The sequence below is a fragment of the Providencia sp. wls1943 genome (assembly GCF_009706275.1).
Classification (GTDB): domain Bacteria; phylum Pseudomonadota; class Gammaproteobacteria; order Enterobacterales; family Enterobacteriaceae; genus Providencia; species Providencia zhijiangensis.
This window is the reverse complement of sequence record NZ_WLTU01000017.1, coordinates 335,157-351,744: the sequence shown is the minus strand read 5'-3', so window position 1 is coordinate 351,744 and position 16,588 is coordinate 335,157. Positions and strand designations below refer to the sequence as shown.

Annotated in this window: 16 protein-coding genes; 15 read left to right on the top strand and 1 reads right to left on the bottom strand. The window is 42.7% G+C overall.

What is annotated here, in order from left to right; translation table 11 throughout:
- The first annotated feature begins 23 nt into the window (after window positions 1–23).
- The 9 genes from cutC to GKR48_RS09080 all read left to right on the top strand — a co-directional run bounded on the left by cutC (window position 24) and on the right by GKR48_RS09080 (window position 8,323).
- On the top strand, window positions 24–3,455 hold the full coding sequence (gene cutC, locus GKR48_RS09120) for a choline trimethylamine-lyase (RefSeq protein ID WP_154627852.1): 3,432 nt from the start codon (window positions 24–26) through the stop codon (window positions 3,453–3,455).
- 83 nt (window positions 3,456–3,538) lie between these two features.
- Window positions 3,539–4,489 carry a choline TMA-lyase-activating enzyme gene (cutD, locus tag GKR48_RS09115; RefSeq protein ID WP_154627907.1) on the top strand — a complete coding sequence of 317 codons (951 nt, stop codon included), beginning with the start codon at window positions 3,539–3,541 and terminating at the stop codon, window positions 4,487–4,489.
- Between the two features lie 13 nt (window positions 4,490–4,502).
- Complete coding sequence (locus tag GKR48_RS09110) at window positions 4,503–4,895, top strand: BMC domain-containing protein (RefSeq protein WP_154627851.1); 393 nt, start codon at window positions 4,503–4,505, stop codon at window positions 4,893–4,895.
- Window positions 4,892–5,536 (top strand): phosphate propanoyltransferase, encoded by a 645-nt coding sequence (gene pduL / locus GKR48_RS09105; RefSeq protein ID WP_154627850.1) that lies wholly within the window; start codon window positions 4,892–4,894, stop codon window positions 5,534–5,536. The genes GKR48_RS09110 and pduL overlap by 4 nt, the downstream gene beginning before the upstream one ends.
- Before the next feature lie 22 nt (window positions 5,537–5,558).
- The gene (locus GKR48_RS09100; protein ID WP_154627848.1) at window positions 5,559–6,242 is read left to right on the top strand and encodes a hypothetical protein; all 684 of its coding nucleotides are present in this window, start codon (window positions 5,559–5,561) and stop codon (window positions 6,240–6,242) included.
- Window positions 6,243–6,294: 52 nt separating this feature from the next.
- On the top strand, window positions 6,295–6,708 hold the full coding sequence (locus tag GKR48_RS09095) for a DMT family transporter (protein WP_154627847.1): 414 nt from the start codon (window positions 6,295–6,297) through the stop codon (window positions 6,706–6,708).
- A gap of 18 nt (window positions 6,709–6,726) precedes the next feature.
- Complete coding sequence (locus tag GKR48_RS09090; RefSeq protein WP_036949254.1) at window positions 6,727–7,053, top strand: DMT family transporter; 327 nt, start codon at window positions 6,727–6,729, stop codon at window positions 7,051–7,053.
- 162 nt (window positions 7,054–7,215) lie between these two features.
- On the top strand, window positions 7,216–7,551 hold the full coding sequence (locus tag GKR48_RS09085; protein ID WP_154627846.1) for a tRNA-binding protein: 336 nt from the start codon (window positions 7,216–7,218) through the stop codon (window positions 7,549–7,551).
- Between the two features lie 70 nt (window positions 7,552–7,621).
- Window positions 7,622–8,323: a helix-turn-helix transcriptional regulator gene (locus GKR48_RS09080; protein WP_154627845.1), complete on the top strand. Its 702-nt coding sequence runs from the start codon at window positions 7,622–7,624 to the stop codon at window positions 8,321–8,323.
- 7 nt (window positions 8,324–8,330) lie between these two features.
- Here GKR48_RS09080 and GKR48_RS09075 read toward each other — a convergent pair whose 3' ends face one another.
- On the bottom strand, window positions 8,331–8,699 hold the full coding sequence (locus tag GKR48_RS09075; RefSeq protein ID WP_154627844.1) for a DUF1992 domain-containing protein: 369 nt from the start codon (window positions 8,697–8,699) through the stop codon (window positions 8,331–8,333).
- 457 nt (window positions 8,700–9,156) lie between these two features.
- Here GKR48_RS09075 and GKR48_RS09070 point away from each other — a divergent pair, with 457 nt between their 5' ends.
- The 6 genes from GKR48_RS09070 (at window position 9,157) to ugpQ (ending at window position 16,283) form a co-directional block, all read left to right on the top strand.
- Window positions 9,157–10,728: an AbgT family transporter gene (locus tag GKR48_RS09070; RefSeq protein ID WP_154627843.1), complete on the top strand. Its 1,572-nt coding sequence runs from the start codon at window positions 9,157–9,159 to the stop codon at window positions 10,726–10,728.
- Between the two features lie 629 nt (window positions 10,729–11,357).
- The gene (gene ugpB / locus GKR48_RS09065; RefSeq protein ID WP_154627841.1) at window positions 11,358–12,671 is read left to right on the top strand and encodes a sn-glycerol-3-phosphate ABC transporter substrate-binding protein UgpB; all 1,314 of its coding nucleotides are present in this window, start codon (window positions 11,358–11,360) and stop codon (window positions 12,669–12,671) included.
- 69 nt (window positions 12,672–12,740) lie between these two features.
- Entirely contained in the window at window positions 12,741–13,628 is an 888-nt protein-coding gene (gene ugpA, locus GKR48_RS09060; protein WP_154627839.1) for a sn-glycerol-3-phosphate ABC transporter permease UgpA, read from the top strand.
- Complete coding sequence (gene ugpE / locus GKR48_RS09055; RefSeq protein ID WP_154627837.1) at window positions 13,625–14,470, top strand: sn-glycerol-3-phosphate ABC transporter permease UgpE; 846 nt, start codon at window positions 13,625–13,627, stop codon at window positions 14,468–14,470. Before ugpA ends, ugpE begins: the two co-directional genes overlap by 4 nt.
- A 2-nt stretch (window positions 14,471–14,472) precedes the next feature.
- Window positions 14,473–15,543, top strand: a complete 1,071-nt coding sequence (locus GKR48_RS09050; RefSeq protein ID WP_154627835.1) for a sn-glycerol-3-phosphate import ATP-binding protein UgpC — start codon at window positions 14,473–14,475, stop codon at window positions 15,541–15,543.
- Entirely contained in the window at window positions 15,540–16,283 is a 744-nt protein-coding gene (gene ugpQ / locus GKR48_RS09045) for a glycerophosphodiester phosphodiesterase (protein WP_154627833.1), read from the top strand. The genes GKR48_RS09050 and ugpQ overlap by 4 nt, the downstream gene beginning before the upstream one ends.
- Window positions 16,284–16,588: the final 305 nt, after the last annotated feature.

Sequence of the window (16,588 nt, the reverse complement as noted above, 5' to 3'; positions counted from 1 at the left end):
AAAGAACATCAGGAGAGGCTAACATGGCCAAATATGCTTTGACCCCACGTGTAAAAACACTGGCTGAACGTTTAAGTGCTCGCAATTGCTCAATCATTACCGAACGTGCCAACATTCTTGAAACTGTCAGAAATCAATTAACAGGGGCACCTCAAGCGATTAAACCCGCTCAGCGTTTTTATGAGTTTATTCGTAGTTTCCCCACTTTTATTGCACAAGATGAATTGATCATTGGTAGCCAATCTTCAACACCTCGCGGTGCAATTTTCCATACGGAAGATGAAGTACACAGCCAGAGTATTTATGAATTTTTAGCGGGCGATAGCGCAATTGCCGCACCGGATTATTTAGTGGTACTCAATGTCGGATTTGCGGAAATTAAAAATCAGCTAGAAAACCGCGTCAGAAATATTGGCAGTGCCGTTAGCCGTAATAGTATTGATGAGGCAAATAACTGCCGTGCAGCAATTTATGCCTGTGATGCAGCCATCCATTTTGCAAATGCTTTAGCCGTACGAGCAGAGAATCTTGCGGCCACAGAAGCTAACCCATATCGTCGTGCCGAATTACAAGAAAGCGCGGAAGTATTACGCCAAGTGCCTGCGAAACCAGCACAAACCTTTAAAGAAGCTTGCCAAGCGTTCTACCTATTACAACTGATTTTGCATTTAGAAAATGGCAGCTATGCCGTGAACCCAATGGGCTTCGACAAAGCCGTTTATCCATTCTATCAGCGCGACATTGAGCAAGGTCGATTAACTCAACAACAGGCTTACGAGATTGTTGAAAGCTTATGGTTAAAACTGGCTGAGCTGTCAGAAGTCCGTGCAACACGCGCCATTGATGGCTATCCAATGTTTGATGCACTGAAAGGCGGTGTCTATCTTAATGATCCGCAAGTTTGCATCAACGAACTTTCCGCGATGATGCTTTCTGCTCATGAAAATATCAGCGCAATTAATGCTGGATTAAAGGTCCGTTTATATTGTGGTCAAGCAAGCAGGCAGCCTCAATATTCTGCGGCTTCAGCGAGTTATGTCGCACCAACGGCTCAACAAGATAATGAATTCAAAGTGATGGAAGGGTTAACGCCACGCTTACAGCGTTTGCGTAACCGTTATCTAGAAGCGCGCCCAAGCGTGTCTATCTATCGCGCATTAGCCTTTACGGAAGTCGTGAAAAATAACCCAGGTTTACCGCCGATTTTATTACGTGCAAAAGCATTCCGTCGTGCGTGTGAAACCGCGCCTATCTTGATCCAGCCTGAAGAGCTGATTGTCGGTCACCCATGTGGTAAAGCGCGCGCAGGTGCATTTTCACCTGATATCGCATGGCGCTGGGTGGTGGATGAGCTCGATACAATGAGCACTCGCCCACAAGATCCATTTGTGATCGCTGAAGAAGATAAAAAAGTGATTCGTGAAGAAATCGCACCATTCTGGGAAGGTCGTTCTCTGGATGAAATTTGTGAAGCGCAATATCGTGAAGCTGGGGTTTGGGAATTCAGCGGCGAAACTTTTGTGAGTGACTTGTCCTATCACCAAATCAATGGCGGCGGCGATACTTGCCCAGGTTATGACGTATTGCTTTTCACTAAAGGCATGAATGGCATTAAAGCGGATGCTCAGGCAAGACTGGCTGAGTTAAGCATGCAAAATCCAGAGGACATCGACCGCATCTATTTTTATAAAGCCTCAATTGAAACCTGTGAAGGTGTGGTGGCTTATGCGCATCGTATCGCTGAACATGCTCGTGAACTGGCTTCTCAAGAGACAGATCAGAAACGTCGTGAAGAGTTACTGACAATTGCTCAAGTGAACGAAAATGTACCCGCGAACCCACCAAAAACATTGCAAGAAGCGCTGCAAAGTATTTGGACTGTGGAATCCTTGTTTGAAATTGAAGAAAACCAAACAGGATTATCATTAGGTCGTTTAGACCAATACTGTTTCCCAATGTATGAAAGCGATATTCAATCGGGTCGTTTAACCCAAGACCAAGCATTGGAAATGATGCAGGCATTTATCATCAAATGTGCGGAATTAATGTGGATGTCCAGTGAGCTGGGTGCTAAATATTTCGCTGGATATCAGCCGTTTATCAACTTAACTGTGGGGGGGCAAAAACGCTCGGGTGGTGATGCGTGTAACGATTTAACGTACTTAATTATGGATGCAGTTCGTTTCGTGAAAGTTTATCAGCCATCATTAGCATGCCGTATTCATAACCAATCTCCACAAAAATATATGGAAAAAATCGTGGATGTGGTGAAAGCCGGTATGGGCTTCCCTGCCTGCCACTTTGATGATTCCCATATCAAAATGATGCTGCGTAAAGGCTTTGATTTCGAAGATGCTCGCGACTATTGCTTAATGGGTTGCGTGGAACCACAAAAATCAGGTCGAATTTATCAGTGGACATCAACGGGTTACACCCAGTGGCCAATCGCCATTGAGTTTGTTCTGAACCGTGGTCGGATGGTGCTGTTCGATAGCCATCAAGGTTTAGATACCGGGGATCTGCGTAACCTGAAAACGTTCGAAGATTTCGACAATGCCGTGAAAGCGCAAATTGCCCATATTGTTCGTTTGTCGGCGATTGGTACGGTCATCAGTCAGCGTGTTCACCGTGATGTCGCGCCAAAACCATTGATGTCTTTACTGGTGGAAGGCTGTATGGAGAAAGGGAAAGATGTTGCGGCGGGTGGTGCAATGATTAACCACGGCCCAGGGCTGATTTTCTCTGGTCTAGCAACTTACGTTGACTCAATGGCGGCTATTCGCAAAGTGGTTTATGAAGAGGGCCGCTATACCTTAGAGCAAGTGCGCGATGGCCTGCTTGCCAACTTTGAAGGTTATGAAGAGTTACGTCGTGATTGCCTAAATGCACCTAAGTTCGGTAATGATGACAACTATGTCGACCAATATGCTTTAGACATTACTGAATGGACTGAACGCGAGTGCCGCAAATACGACATGCTGTATTCCACATTGAGTCACGGCACATTATCCATTTCTAACAACACACCGATTGGCGAGTTAACTGCCGCGACTGCGAATGGTCGTTTGGCGTGGATGCCGCTGTCAGATGGGATTAGCCCAACTCAAGGGGCGGATAAACAGGGCCCAACGGCAATTATTAAATCTATCAGTAAGATGAACGTGGAAACGATGAATATCGGTATGGTGCATAACTTTAAGTTCTTAAAAGGCTTATTGGATACACCAGAAGGTCGCAATGGGTTAATCACGTTGTTAAGAACGGCATCCATTTTGGGTAACGGTCAAATGCAGTTCAGCTACGTTGATAACGAAATGCTGAAAAAAGCACAGCAAGAACCTGAGAAATACCGTGACTTAATCGTGCGTGTTGCTGGCTACAGTGCTTACTTCGTTGAGTTATGTAAAGAGGTTCAGGACGAAATCATCAGCCGTACCGTGATTGAGAAATTCTAAACCAAATCTGGGTGGGGATAGGCGGCTATTCCCACCATACATAATAAAAACAATAAGTTTGAAACTGTTTTGGAGATGCAATGATGAACACAGCGGCAGAAATCAGAGGGCGGATATTTAATATCCAGAAGTACTCAATTTATGACGGTGATGGCATTCGAACCCTGATCTTTCTTAAAGGATGCAATATTCGTTGCCCTTGGTGCGCTAACCCTGAAGGGCTAAGTAGCCAGTTCCAAGTGATGTTTTCCCACGATAAATGCGTTGGGTGTGGGAAGTGTGTGGATGTTTGCCCTGCGGGGATCCATTACATGACCACCAATGAACAAGGTGAAGCTGTCCACCGCGTGAATCGTAGTATTGACTGCATCGGTTGCCGTAAATGTGAGGAAGTGTGCATTTCTGATGCGCTAGACATTATGGGAAAAGATGTCACGGTCTCTGAAATGATGGAGATCATCATGCAAGACTACGATTTTTATATTTCCTCTGGCGGTGGTGTCACGATTGGTGGCGGTGAAATGAGTTTACAGACAGATTTTGCCGTTGAGCTTTTGCGTGAATGCAAAAAAATGATGATCAATACAGCGGTTGAAACGCAAGGTACGACATCATTAGCGAATTATGAAAAGTTAGCCGAAGTTGTCGACCTATTCCTGTTTGATGTTAAGCATATCGATAGCGTTGAGCACAAAAATCTGTTTGGTATTGGTAATGAAAATGTGCGTCGCAACCTCGAAAGATTAATGGAGTTAGGGGCAAATGTGGTGATGCGTATGCCTTTAGTTCGCGGATATAACGATTCTTTTGATGCAATAACAGGTGCAATTGAATACGCCATAGAATTGTCGAAACGCGGCAATTTAAGTCGAATTGATATTCTGCCTTATCACCAGCTTGGTCGGGGAAAATACGACAAGCTCGACATGATTTATCCCATCAAGAAAGACCCAACCTACAGCGCGGAAGAGTTAGATCAATTAGAGGCTTTCTTTAAAAAATTCGATTTCGATATTCGACTGGTTCGTCACTAAGTAGGAGAGAAAAATGAAAAGTTTAGGCGTCATTGAGACTTACGGGCTGACATCAGCAATACAAGCGGCGGATGCTGCATGCAAAGCGGCGAGTGTCGAGATTGTTGGCTACCGTAAAATCGGTTCTGGCTTAGTTTCTGTTTGTTTTCAGGGAGAAATTAGTGCAGTAAGAACCGCCGTTGACCATGGTGCATCGGTTATCAGCCATCAAGACCTATTAAAAGGCACATTAGTCATTGCCCGCCCAGAAGAGCGAGTGATCACCCAGCTGCTATCCACTAAGCATAAAGCGAGTGAAGAAGAAAACAGTGTTGAAAAACCGACCGTTGAGGCACCTGTGGTGATGGCTGTCGAGACTGCCACTGTGGAGCCAAAAACTGATGTGCGTAAAGGGAAAAAATCATGATAAACCAGCAGTTGATGGGAAAGATTTTGTCTCGTTTAGCTATGTCAAATCCAACCTCAATGATTGATAGCCCCATTGCTATCCCTGTGGGCGTTTCGAACCGCCATGTCCACCTTTCACAAGAAGATGTTACTGCACTTTTTGGTGAAGGTTATCAACTGACGCCATTTAAAGATTTGAAGCAACCTGGTCAATTTGCGGCAAAAGAGTGTGTGATGGTGGTTGGGCCTAAAGGGTCGATCAGTAAAGTGCGAGTGTTAGGACCCACAAGACCAACAACCCAGTTGGAAGTCTCGAAAGCAGATTGTTTTGCATTAGGTATTAAAGCGCCAGTACGTGAATCTGGAGATTTAAATCAATCGGGGAGTGCGTTGTTAATTGGTCCCGCAGGGCATGTTAATCTTTGTGAGCAAGTCATTTGCGCTCAGCGCCATATTCACATGAATTTAATAGATGCTAGGTCGCTAAATGTTTCCAATGGGCAGCGCGTATGTGTTCGCACGGAAGGTGAGCGTAGCCTCGTATTTGATGAAGTCGTTGTTCGAGTGGATGCAAGGTTTTCTCTGGAGTTTCATATTGATACAGATGAAGCGAATGCGGCAGGGTTACGTAACAGTGACAGCGTGTTTGTTGTCAGCTAAGGACTAAATGAGCGGTGGCAATATGAACGAAAAAATGATTGAGCAGATAGTATTACAGGTACTGCAACAGCTGAAACGGCGAGTATTGGTGTTATTGTCCCCAAGCCAAGATTATCAACAGGCGGTTTATCAGCGTTTATTGCAGTTACCTTCAATGTCTTTTTCTTTCTATGCCACCAAGGAGATGCTAACGCAATCGACGATAAATCAATGGAAAGAAATTGGGCAATGTTTTGATATTCATACCTTTAATATGGAAAAACTCGCAGGATTTCACGGGGTTTTTCTCCCTTTTATAGGAACCAAGGTACTGAATGAAGTCGTGAATGGGTTGGCAACCAACGAAGAGAGCGAAATTATCATCCAAACACTCTCTCGAAATATTCCTATCATGGCATTGAAATATCATTGCTGCCCTGAGAGTGATTTGAACCAAATATTAGGTTTGAATAAAAATGAACATTATAACCGCCTTATTAAAGAGAATATGAATAAGGCTATCTCATTAGGTATTCAATTCGATACATTTAATAATATTGAAAATAAAATGCTCATTAAACATGATGAGATATCGAGTGAAAATAAAATAAACCAGAATCGCTATATTACTTTGAGAGAAGTAATGAATGACCCAAAGGAATATTCCCTAAATAAAAATAAATTAACAGATTCGGCAATGGATTATTTAAAGTCTCTAAAAAAATAAATTTTATTTCAATTTAATATTTTAAACGTCTATCTATGTAGGAGTATTATCTATGTCCTCTAAAGCAAAATCATGGCTTTGGATGCTAGCGGTTATTATTTCTGAAACCTCAGCAACATCCACATTGAAAATGTTCGATAATAGTGAAGGAACAACTAAATCATTATTATTAGGTTTAATCGTCGTTCTTTATGTCATTTGTTATTACTCTCTTTCTCGAGCAGTAAAATATATTCCAGTTGGGTTAGCGTATGCGACTTGGTCGGGTACCGGTATTTTGATGGTTTCAACTTTAGGTATGCTGTTTTATGGGCAGCACCCAGATATGGCGGCAATGATTGGGATGGGGGTTATTGCGTCTGGTATCGTGATTATGAACCTGTTTTCTAAAATGGGCTCGGATGAGGCGGAACCGGCTGAAAATTCGGATGCGTCACTGTCTTCAACCAACAAAGTTGCTCACTAATAAGAAGAGAGGAATAGTATGTTTACTGGATTTTTATGGTTGGCATTATCGATTGGTTCAGAAATTACAGGCACATCGATGATCAAAAAAACCAACAGCTTTAGTAAATTGGGTCCATCCATTTTAGTGATTGTGGCTTATTGTTTATGCTATTTTGCGTTAACTCGTGCAATGGGCTATATCCCCGTGGGTGTTGCGTACTCTTTATGGTGTGGGTTTGGTATTGTCGGTGTGACGTTAGTTTCAATGATTTTATATAAACAAAAACCGGATGTGCCCGCAGTCTTCGCGATGGGATTAATTATCTCTGGCGGCATTATTATGAATACTTTTTCAAATATGTAACCTCGCGTTTTATCTCTCTTGTACCCATTGATTATTACCTGTGATTATCAGGTGATAATCAATGACGGTTTCACAACATAAAATGCATGTTTGACGCTAAGAGCCTCTATCTATCCTATGCTAATTTAAGCTATTACCACCGTTTAATTTAGGAATAAAGATATGCAAATTATTGAGTGGGACGATTTTACGAAAGTGGAAATGCGTGTTGGTACGATTATTCGTGCAGAAGTGAACAGTAAAGCAAAAAAGCCCGCTTATGTGATGGATGTGGATTTAGGGGAATTGGGAGTAAAGCGTTCAAGTGCACAAATTACCGTGCATTACACCCCTGAAAGTTTAATTGGCAAACAGGTTTTATGTGTGTGTAATTTTGAAGTTAAACGTATTGCGGGTATCAAATCTGAAGTGTTAATTACAGGTGCCCCCGATGAAACGGGTGCCATTGTATTAGCTGAATTTAATCTACCTGTACCGAATGGTTCTCGCCTCGCTTAAGCCGTAAGGCTGCATTTTCTCGATTAAAACCGTTATACTCCTACTGTATGCCACCCAGTAGGAGCTTGCCTTGTTATTACCTGAATTGCACTATCGCCAATATTCCCAAGAGGTTATTTCTCATCAACATGATGGGCAATGGCAGGTGGTCTTTGCGTTATCAGGAGCGATGGAAATCAATATGCATCGTCAACATTGGCTGCTAAATGCAGGTCAGGGAGTGGTGATCCCGCCGAGTGTTAGTCACGCTTTCAGTGGGCAAGAAGGCAATCAAAATTATGTGCTGGAGATGCCTGCAACGGCACAATGGTCATTAAATGAAAAAACGACGCATTTCACGCTGACGCCAGCGGCGGTGGGGTTATTAAATTGGTTACAACGTTTTCCTCAAGCACCGGAACAAAACTTTGCCGTTGCTCGCCTGTTATTGGCTCAATTAAAACCTGAAAACCGCTGGGTGGATGAGCTGGTTCATTGGGTGGAGTTACGTCTGCATTTACCTATAAGCTGCGAAGATATCGCCAGCGCGTTTTATATGTCAGTCAGTACCTTACAACGTAAAGTGAAGGCCGAAATGGGGATCACCGTCATGCAATTTTTATTGCAAAAACGGATGGAGGCCGCGGGAAGTCTATTATTAACTCACCAAACCATTGAACATATTGCCACTTTGGTGGGGTATGACTCGCACTCTGCTTTTAGCCAAGCATTTCGTAAGTTTTACGGTAAAACCCCTCAGGAATATCGTCTGCAATCCCTACCTAAACGTTAATTCTTCGCTATTTAGACTCTAAATGTTCTGAAATTGTCACTGTGTATTCGCCATATAAAAAGTCGGTATTGATATTGGCTTGTTTTAGTTTTAATTCAAGTAAGGCTAATTGCTTACTGATGGCGACATAATTGGGGTCATCGGCAGAGAGTTGCTGCAGCATATGGCATAAATTCAGCGCTTCTTTTTTCTGTTGCAGTTCAGGCGGCAGATACCCAGAATTTTTAAGAATACGATAGCTCGCCCTTAATTCTTCAGGAACTTGGCTGTCATCATCAAGCTGCAAAGGCTTCCCTTCACCATTGAGATTGGATAACTCTCCTTTATTTAAAGCGTCTTGAATATGGCGCTCTGCCCAAAGATCAATGACAGACATTATGGCTCGCTTTGTAGTGAACAGGCGTCGATTATAGCGCTGATTAACCTAGATTAAAAACATACATTAATCAGGCTAATTGGTATTTTACTTTGTTCTATCTAACTCAAATTTATTGTAATTGTAAAAATGAGTATTAAGCGAATTAAATGAAATAAAACTGACGAAATTTGATATCTATATAGTTAAAAACAATAAGAAATGGCGATTTAATATGGTTAAAGTGTTAGCTTGAGCACATTTTCGTACTTTTATGATATTTAATTTTTATGGTTTTAGGTCTTAACATAAATAAAATTTAACAAAGTAAATGTTATTTTTTTGCCACTGTCATGTTGATTGTTGGTTAATGTATTCAATTTGTATCAAATTTGTTGGTTTGAAATTATATGCTTGTGATTAGGTGAAGAGAAAAACATTGTGTAATGTTCATTTCTCTTGTTTATAAGGAGATTATATGGAACAAAAAAAACAAGAGGGTAGCCGTTTTTTACGAACGGTTGAATGGCTGGGGAATGCTCTGCCACATCCTGTTATTCTATTCATTATCTTAATTGGGATTTTATTAGTCTCTTCCGCCGTTGGTCAGTACTTTGGCGTTAGTGTGCCGGACCCTCGCCCTGAAGGTGCGAAAGGTCGTGCTGAAGACGGGATTATTCATATTGTTAGCCTGTTAGATGCGGAAGGCATCCGTAAAATTCTGTCTAACGTGGTCACCAACTTTACGGGATTCGCGCCTCTAGGCACGGTATTAGTGGCTCTTTTAGGGGTTGGGATCGCAGAACGTGCCGGTTTATTATCTGCAGCAATGCGTCTGATTGTTATCAAAGCACCTCGTAAATTAACCACCGTTGCGATTGTTTTTGCTGGAATTATGTCTAATACCGCGGCAGAACTCGGTTATGTGGTACTGATTCCGCTGGCTGCGATTATTTTCCATTCATTAGGTCGCCATCCATTAGCTGGGCTTGCAGCTGCATTTGCAGGGGTATCCGGTGGATACTCAGCGAACTTGTTATTAGGAACCGTGGATCCGTTATTGTCAGGGATCACTCAACAAGCCGCTCGAATTATTGACCCTACCTATATCGTTGGGGCAGAAGCAAACTGGTACTTTATGTTTGCCAGTACCTTCTTGATCACTATCTTGGGTTATTTCATCACAGAGAAAATTGTTGAGCCACAGTTAGGCCCTTACCAAGGCGGTGGTGTTGATGAAGATGAAGATAAGCTCCGCGCCTCAGCTGAAGTGACGCCGCTTGAGAAAAAAGCGCTGTTCTGGGCATCAGTGACTTTCTGGGGATTAGCGGCAGTATTAGCCTTAATGGTGGTACCGGAAAGTGGAATTTTACGTAATCAAGAAACAGGGTTAGTGAGTAATTCACCTTTCTTAAAAGCGATTGTGGTGTTTATCTTTATTTTCTTTGCGGTTCCAGGGATTGTTTACGGCTATATTGCAAAAACCATGCGCAGTGATAAAGATGTGGTTGATGCGATGGCAAGCGCAATGAGCACTTTGGGTCTCTATTTAGTCATCATTTTCTTTGCAGCACAGTTCGTTGCATTCTTTGGATGGACAAATATCGGGCAAGTTATTGCGGTCAAAGGCGCTAATTTCTTAAATAGTATTGACCTACACGGTGGAATATTATTTGTTGGCTTTATTCTGATATGCGCCTTTATTAACTTGATGATCGGATCAGCTTCTGCTCAATGGGCTGTGACAGCACCGATATTTGTACCAATGTTAATGTTGGCAGGCTATTCCCCAGAAACTATCCAAGCGGCTTATCGTATTGGTGATTCAGTGACCAATATTATTACACCAATGATGAGCTATTTTGGCTTGATTATGGCAATCGTCGTCAAATATAAGAAAGATGCAGGGATTGGTACCTTGGTTTCCATGATGTTGCCATACTCCATTATTTTCTTTATTGGGTGGTCACTGTTCTTTATTGTCTGGGTATTTATTTTGGGGCTGCCAGTAGGGCCAGGCTCACCAATTTACTTTACGCCTGGAAGTTAATCTAATAATTAATCTATAAGGGTAAATAGATTTCTATTTGCCCTTTTTTATTTATTGATACGTGCATTCATAATTGGCTATAAAACGATAGTCATAAAATGGCTTATTTGGTAGGTTATTATTAGTTTGTATATTTTATCGGATTAAATATTTGTTGTTATCTCTTTATTACCCTAAAATTAAATGAGAAATTAAATTTATTTTCATGATTATGTCAAGAATGGACTTGTTCTCAAGTTTGTTTTTATTTATGTGTTATTTTAAATAAAAATAAGGTGAATAATATGTATAGAATGACAATGACCGCAAAATTATTTCTGGTATCTTTTTTTGCTTTTTTATTTATTTTTCCTATTTTTTGTTATTTAATCATTTTTCAATAATCAAGAATTTATTATTTAAATTAAATGGAGTGTTTATTTTCGATATAGCGTGAAAATAAAAAACGCTGATTGTCATGTAAACGTCATTTGCTAGAGATATGGTCGTCATCAATCTGTCATGTGTTGGCGATATTTCTGTCATTTCTCGGTGATAAATTCTCTCTCGAACATAAACTGCGTGAATTCGCACATTTTAGTGTAAATCTCTGCGGATAAACTTCAGTCATTATAAAAGAGAGAATTGGCATGGCATCTATCAAACAGTCCGCTTTAGCAATGATGTTAGGCTTGGCTTTTAGTAGTCAAGGAATGGCAGTCACCACAATCCCATTCTGGCATTCAATGGAAGGTCAGCTTGGCGAAGAAGTGAATGACCTTGTCACTCGCTTTAATGAAACTCACCCAGATTACAAGATGGTTCCTACTTATAAAGGGAACTACGAGCAAAGCCTAGCTGCGGGGATTGCGGCATTTCGTTCTGGCAATGCGCCTGCGATATTACAGGTTTATGAAGTCGGTACTGCGACGATGATGTCATCCAACGCTATCAAACCTGTCTACGAAGTTTTCCAAGAAGCCGGAATTGATTTTGATGAATCTCAGTTTGTGCCTACTGTTTCGGGCTATTATAGTGATGCAAAAACAGGACACCTGTTATCTCAGCCTTTCAATAGCTCTACTCCCGTTCTTTATTACAATAAAGAAGCCTTCAAAAAAGCGGGTTTAAACCCAGATACCCCACCTAAAACATGGCAAGATCTTGCTCAATATACTGAAAAATTACGTGAATCAGGAATGAAATGCGGCTATGCCAGCGGTTGGCAGGGCTGGATCCAAATTGAAAACTTCAGTGCATGGAATGGCTTGCCTGTCGCATCGAAGAATAATGGTTTTGACGGCGCAGACGCGGTATTGGAATTCAATACTCCAGACCATGTAAGGCATATCGAGCAGCTGCAAGATATGAATAAAAAAGGCACATTCAGTTATTTAGGGCGTAAAGACGAGCCAACTGAGAAATTCTATAACGGAGATTGTGCCATTATTACTGGCTCCTCCGGTTCTCTCGCGAATATTCGCAAGCATGCTAAGTTTGATTTTGGTGTTGGCATGATGCCTTACGATGCACAAATCCCAACGGCACCACAAAACGCTATCATTGGCGGTGCGAGCCTGTGGGTGATGGGCGGTAAAGATCCTGCCACGTATAAAGGCGTTGCAGAGTTTATGAAATTCTTAGCTGAACCTGAAAATGCGGCGAAATGGCATCAAAATACCGGATATTTACCCATTACAACGGCAGCGTATGAGTTAACGAAAAAATCCGGTTTTTATGACAAAAACCCGGGAGCAGATATTGCGACTCGCCAAATGTTAAACAAAGCTCCATTGCCTTACACCAAAGGATTACGCTTAGGCAATATGCCGCAAATTCGCACCATCGTGGATGAAGAGCTAGAGTCCGTGTGGTCAGGTAAAAAGACCCCACAACAAGCCCTTGATGCCTCTGTTGAGCGTGGTAACCAATTACTGCGCCGTTTCGAAAAATCCACTCAGTAATGAGTTCTTTCGCCCCTCTTGATGGAATTAAGAGGGGCGCTGCATCACATCTGATTTATTGGGTTGCTTATGTCATCATCTCGTCCCGTCTTTCGCTCCCGCTGGTTACCTTACGCGCTAGTATTACCACAGCTAATCATTACGGTGATTTTCTTTATTTTACCTGCTGGGCAAGCGCTGTGGTATTCATTACAAAGTATTGATCCTTTTGGGTTATCCAGTGAATTTGTGGGGTTAGAAAACTTCACTCAACTCTTTAGCGATAGCTACTATGTAGACTCCTTCTATACCACAATGATTTTTAGTGCTTGGGTGGCGGGAAGTGGGCTTGTGGTCTCGCTATTTTTCGCGGCTTTGGTTGATTATGTGGTAAGAGGAAGCCGTTTTTACCAAACATTAATGCTGCTGCCTTATGCTGTTGCCCCTGCTGTTGCGGCAGTTTTATGGATGTTTTTGTTTAGTCCCGGCAGAGGATTGATAACCTATGGTTTGGAATCCATTGGCTATGACTGGAACCATGCCCAAAATAGCGGTCAGGCAATGTTTTTAGTGGTTTTAGCCTCAGTTTGGAAACAAATCAGTTATAACTTTTTGTTTTTCTTCGCTGCCTTACAGTCTATTCCTCGCTCTTTGATGGAAGCAGCCGCTATTGATGGCGCTGGGCCTATCCGTCGTTTCTTTAAAATATCCTTACCATTAATTACTCCAGTGAGTTTCTTTTTGCTGGTGGTGAATTTGGTGTATGCCTTCTTTGATACTTTCCCTGTGATTGATGCGGCAACGGGCGGGGGGCCAGTACAAGCGACGACGACACTGATTTATAAGATTTACCGTGAAGGTTTTTCAGGGCTCGATCTCTCTTCATCCGCAGCACAATCCGTGATTTTAATGGGTTTGGTGATCATCCTAACGGTGATTCAATTCCGTTTTATCGAGCGTAAGGTACGTTACCAATGATTGAGAAAAATCGTGGGCTGAGCGTATTCAGTCATTCAATGCTGGTAATTGGGATTTTAGTGATTTTATTTCCGCTGTATGTGGCTTTTGTTGCCGCGACACTCGACGATAAAGCGGTCTTCGATACCCCCATTACCCTAATACCTGGCTCTCATTTATGGGAAAACATCCTGCATATTTGGAATAACGGCGTGGCAGTGAATAGCGCCCCATTTTGGTTGATGTTGGTGAACAGCACCATTATGGCGCTGGTGATAGCGATTGGAAAAATGACGATTTCGATGTTATCGGCTTTTGCCATCGTTTGGTTCCGTTTTCCGTGTCGTAGTTTATTTTTTTGGATGATTTTCATCACGTTAATGTTACCTGTCGAAGTGCGAATTTTTCCCACGGTCGAGGTAATTTCTAACTTAAACATGGTGGATAGTTACGCAGGGCTAACCTTGCCATTGATGGCATCCGCCACGGCGACCTTTTTATTTCGCCAATTTTTTATGACGTTACCGGATGAATTGATTGAGGCTGCACGTATTGATGGAGCTTCGCCTATGCGGTTTTTCGTCGACATTGTGCTGCCGTTGTCCAAAACAAACTTAGCGGCGCTGTTTGTGATCACCTTTATTTATGGTTGGAACCAATACTTGTGGCCGATCTTGATCGTTGCAGATCCCAGCTTAGGAACCGCAGTTGCGGGGATCAAAGGCATGATCGCATCGGGTGAGGGTACGACGCAATGGAATCAAGTTATGGCGGCAATGTTGCTCACGCTTATTCCTCCGGTTCTTGTGGTATTAGCTATGCAGAGGGCGTTTGTGCGTGGCTTGGTCGATAGTGAGAAATAACCATGGCAGAATTAAAACTTCAAGCCGTCACCAAAAGCTGGGACGGAAAAAACCAAGTCATTAAGCCGCTGACAGTGGATGTGGTGGATGGCGAATTTATCGTGATGGTGGGGCCTTCTGGGTGTGGTAAATCTACGTTACTACGGATGGTGGCAGGACTCGAGCAAGTCACGAGTGGTGACATTTGGATTGACCGAAAGCGGGTCACACATCTCGAGCCCAAAGAGCGTGGCATTGCGATGGTATTCCAAAATTACGCTCTGTATCCCCATATGAGTGTTGAAGAAAATATGGCATGGGGACTAAAAATTCGTGGGCTAGGAAAAGAGATTATTCGACAAAAAGTGGCGGATGCTGCACGGATTTTAGAGCTTGATGGCTTATTAAATCGCCAACCGAGAGAGCTTTCTGGCGGCCAGCGCCAACGTGTGGCAATGGGGCGTGCCATCGTGCGTGACCCAGCCGTATTCTTATTTGATGAACCGCTTTCTAACCTTGATGCAAAGTTGCGGGTACAGATGCGCCTTGAATTGCAACAGCTCCATCGTCGCTTAAAAACCACCAGCTTGTATGTGACACACGACCAGGTGGAAGCGATGACTTTGGCGCAGCGAGTGATGGTGATGAATAAAGGTGTAGCAGAGCAAATCGGTTCCCCAGTTGAAGTGTACGAGCGTCCTGCTAGCCGTTTTGTGGCGAGTTTTATTGGCTCCCCCGCCATGAATTTGCTGGAAGGAAAACTGAGTACGGATGGCTCTCATTTTGAGCTTGAGGGGGGAATGCAACTACCGCTAGGTCAAACGTATTTACAGTGGGTAGGGCATGCGCTAACGTTAGGTATCCGACCGGAACATTTACAGTTAGGCTCTGAATCGTCAGGGGGGATCCCGCTGGTAGTAGAGACCCTTGAAATGTTAGGTGCTGATAATCTCGTGCATGGTCAGTGGGCTGGGCAGAAAGTCATTGTACGCTTAGGGCATGAGCATCGCCCTGCGATTGGCTCTACGCTATGGCTTCATCTCCCTGTTGCTCATCAGCATTTTTTTGATACTCAATACGGACATCGTTTATGAATTTTTGGCCCTATCCTAAAATTGTCGCCCATCGTGGCGGCGGTAAATTAGCCCCCGAAAACACCCTTGCGGCGATTGATGTCGGGGCGAAATATGGTCACACCATGATTGAGTTTGATGCCAAGTTATCTCGCGATGGTCAAATTTTCCTTCTGCATGATGATACCCTTGAGCGCACGAGTAATGGGTATGGAATTGCAGGGGATTTTGACTGGAGCCAACTGGTTAAAATTGATGCGGGAAGTTGGTATAGCCAAGAGTTTGCCAACGAGCATTTGCCGCTACTATCGCAAGTGGCTGAGCGTTGTCGACAACATCGCATGATGGCGAATATTGAAATTAAGCCAACCACTGGCTTGGAGATTGAGACAGGAACCGTGGTGGCATTAGCGGCTCGACAATTATGGGAAGGACAAACTGCACCGTTACTCTCTTCATTTTCCATTGAGTCCCTTGAAGCAGCTCAAGCCGCAGCACCTGAATTGCCACGTGGTTTATTATTGGAAGAGTGGCGAGAGGATTGGCGTGAGCTGACAACGCGTTTAGGCTGTGTCTCTATCCATTTAGACCATCTCTTATTGGATAAAGCTCGGGTCGAGCTATTGAAGCAAGCGGGCTTATATATTCTGGTGTATACGGTGAATGACCCTGAACGCGCCAAATTATTATTAGCGTGGGGCGTTAATGCAATTTGTACTGATCGTATTGATTTAATCGGCCCAAATTTTCCCGCAGAGTAAATTAAAAAATGCGTTTATTTTGAATGACACCTTAATTAGCAATACGCTGATTGAGGTGTTTTTTATGGCTAAAATAAGGAAATAATTTTATTAAAAGCAACGAGTTAGTTAGTCAAGTCATTATCGGAAATTAGGACTAACCAACGCACTTATACCCAAGTTTTGACCAGTTTAAAACTAGGCTTAGATATTGATATCATTAGTCAAATTACAGGTTTATCCCATTCTGAAGTTCAAGCTATGCGTTAATTAACATACGCTGTATTTATCGAAAAACTGTATTGATAAAAAACGGTGAAGGGCGG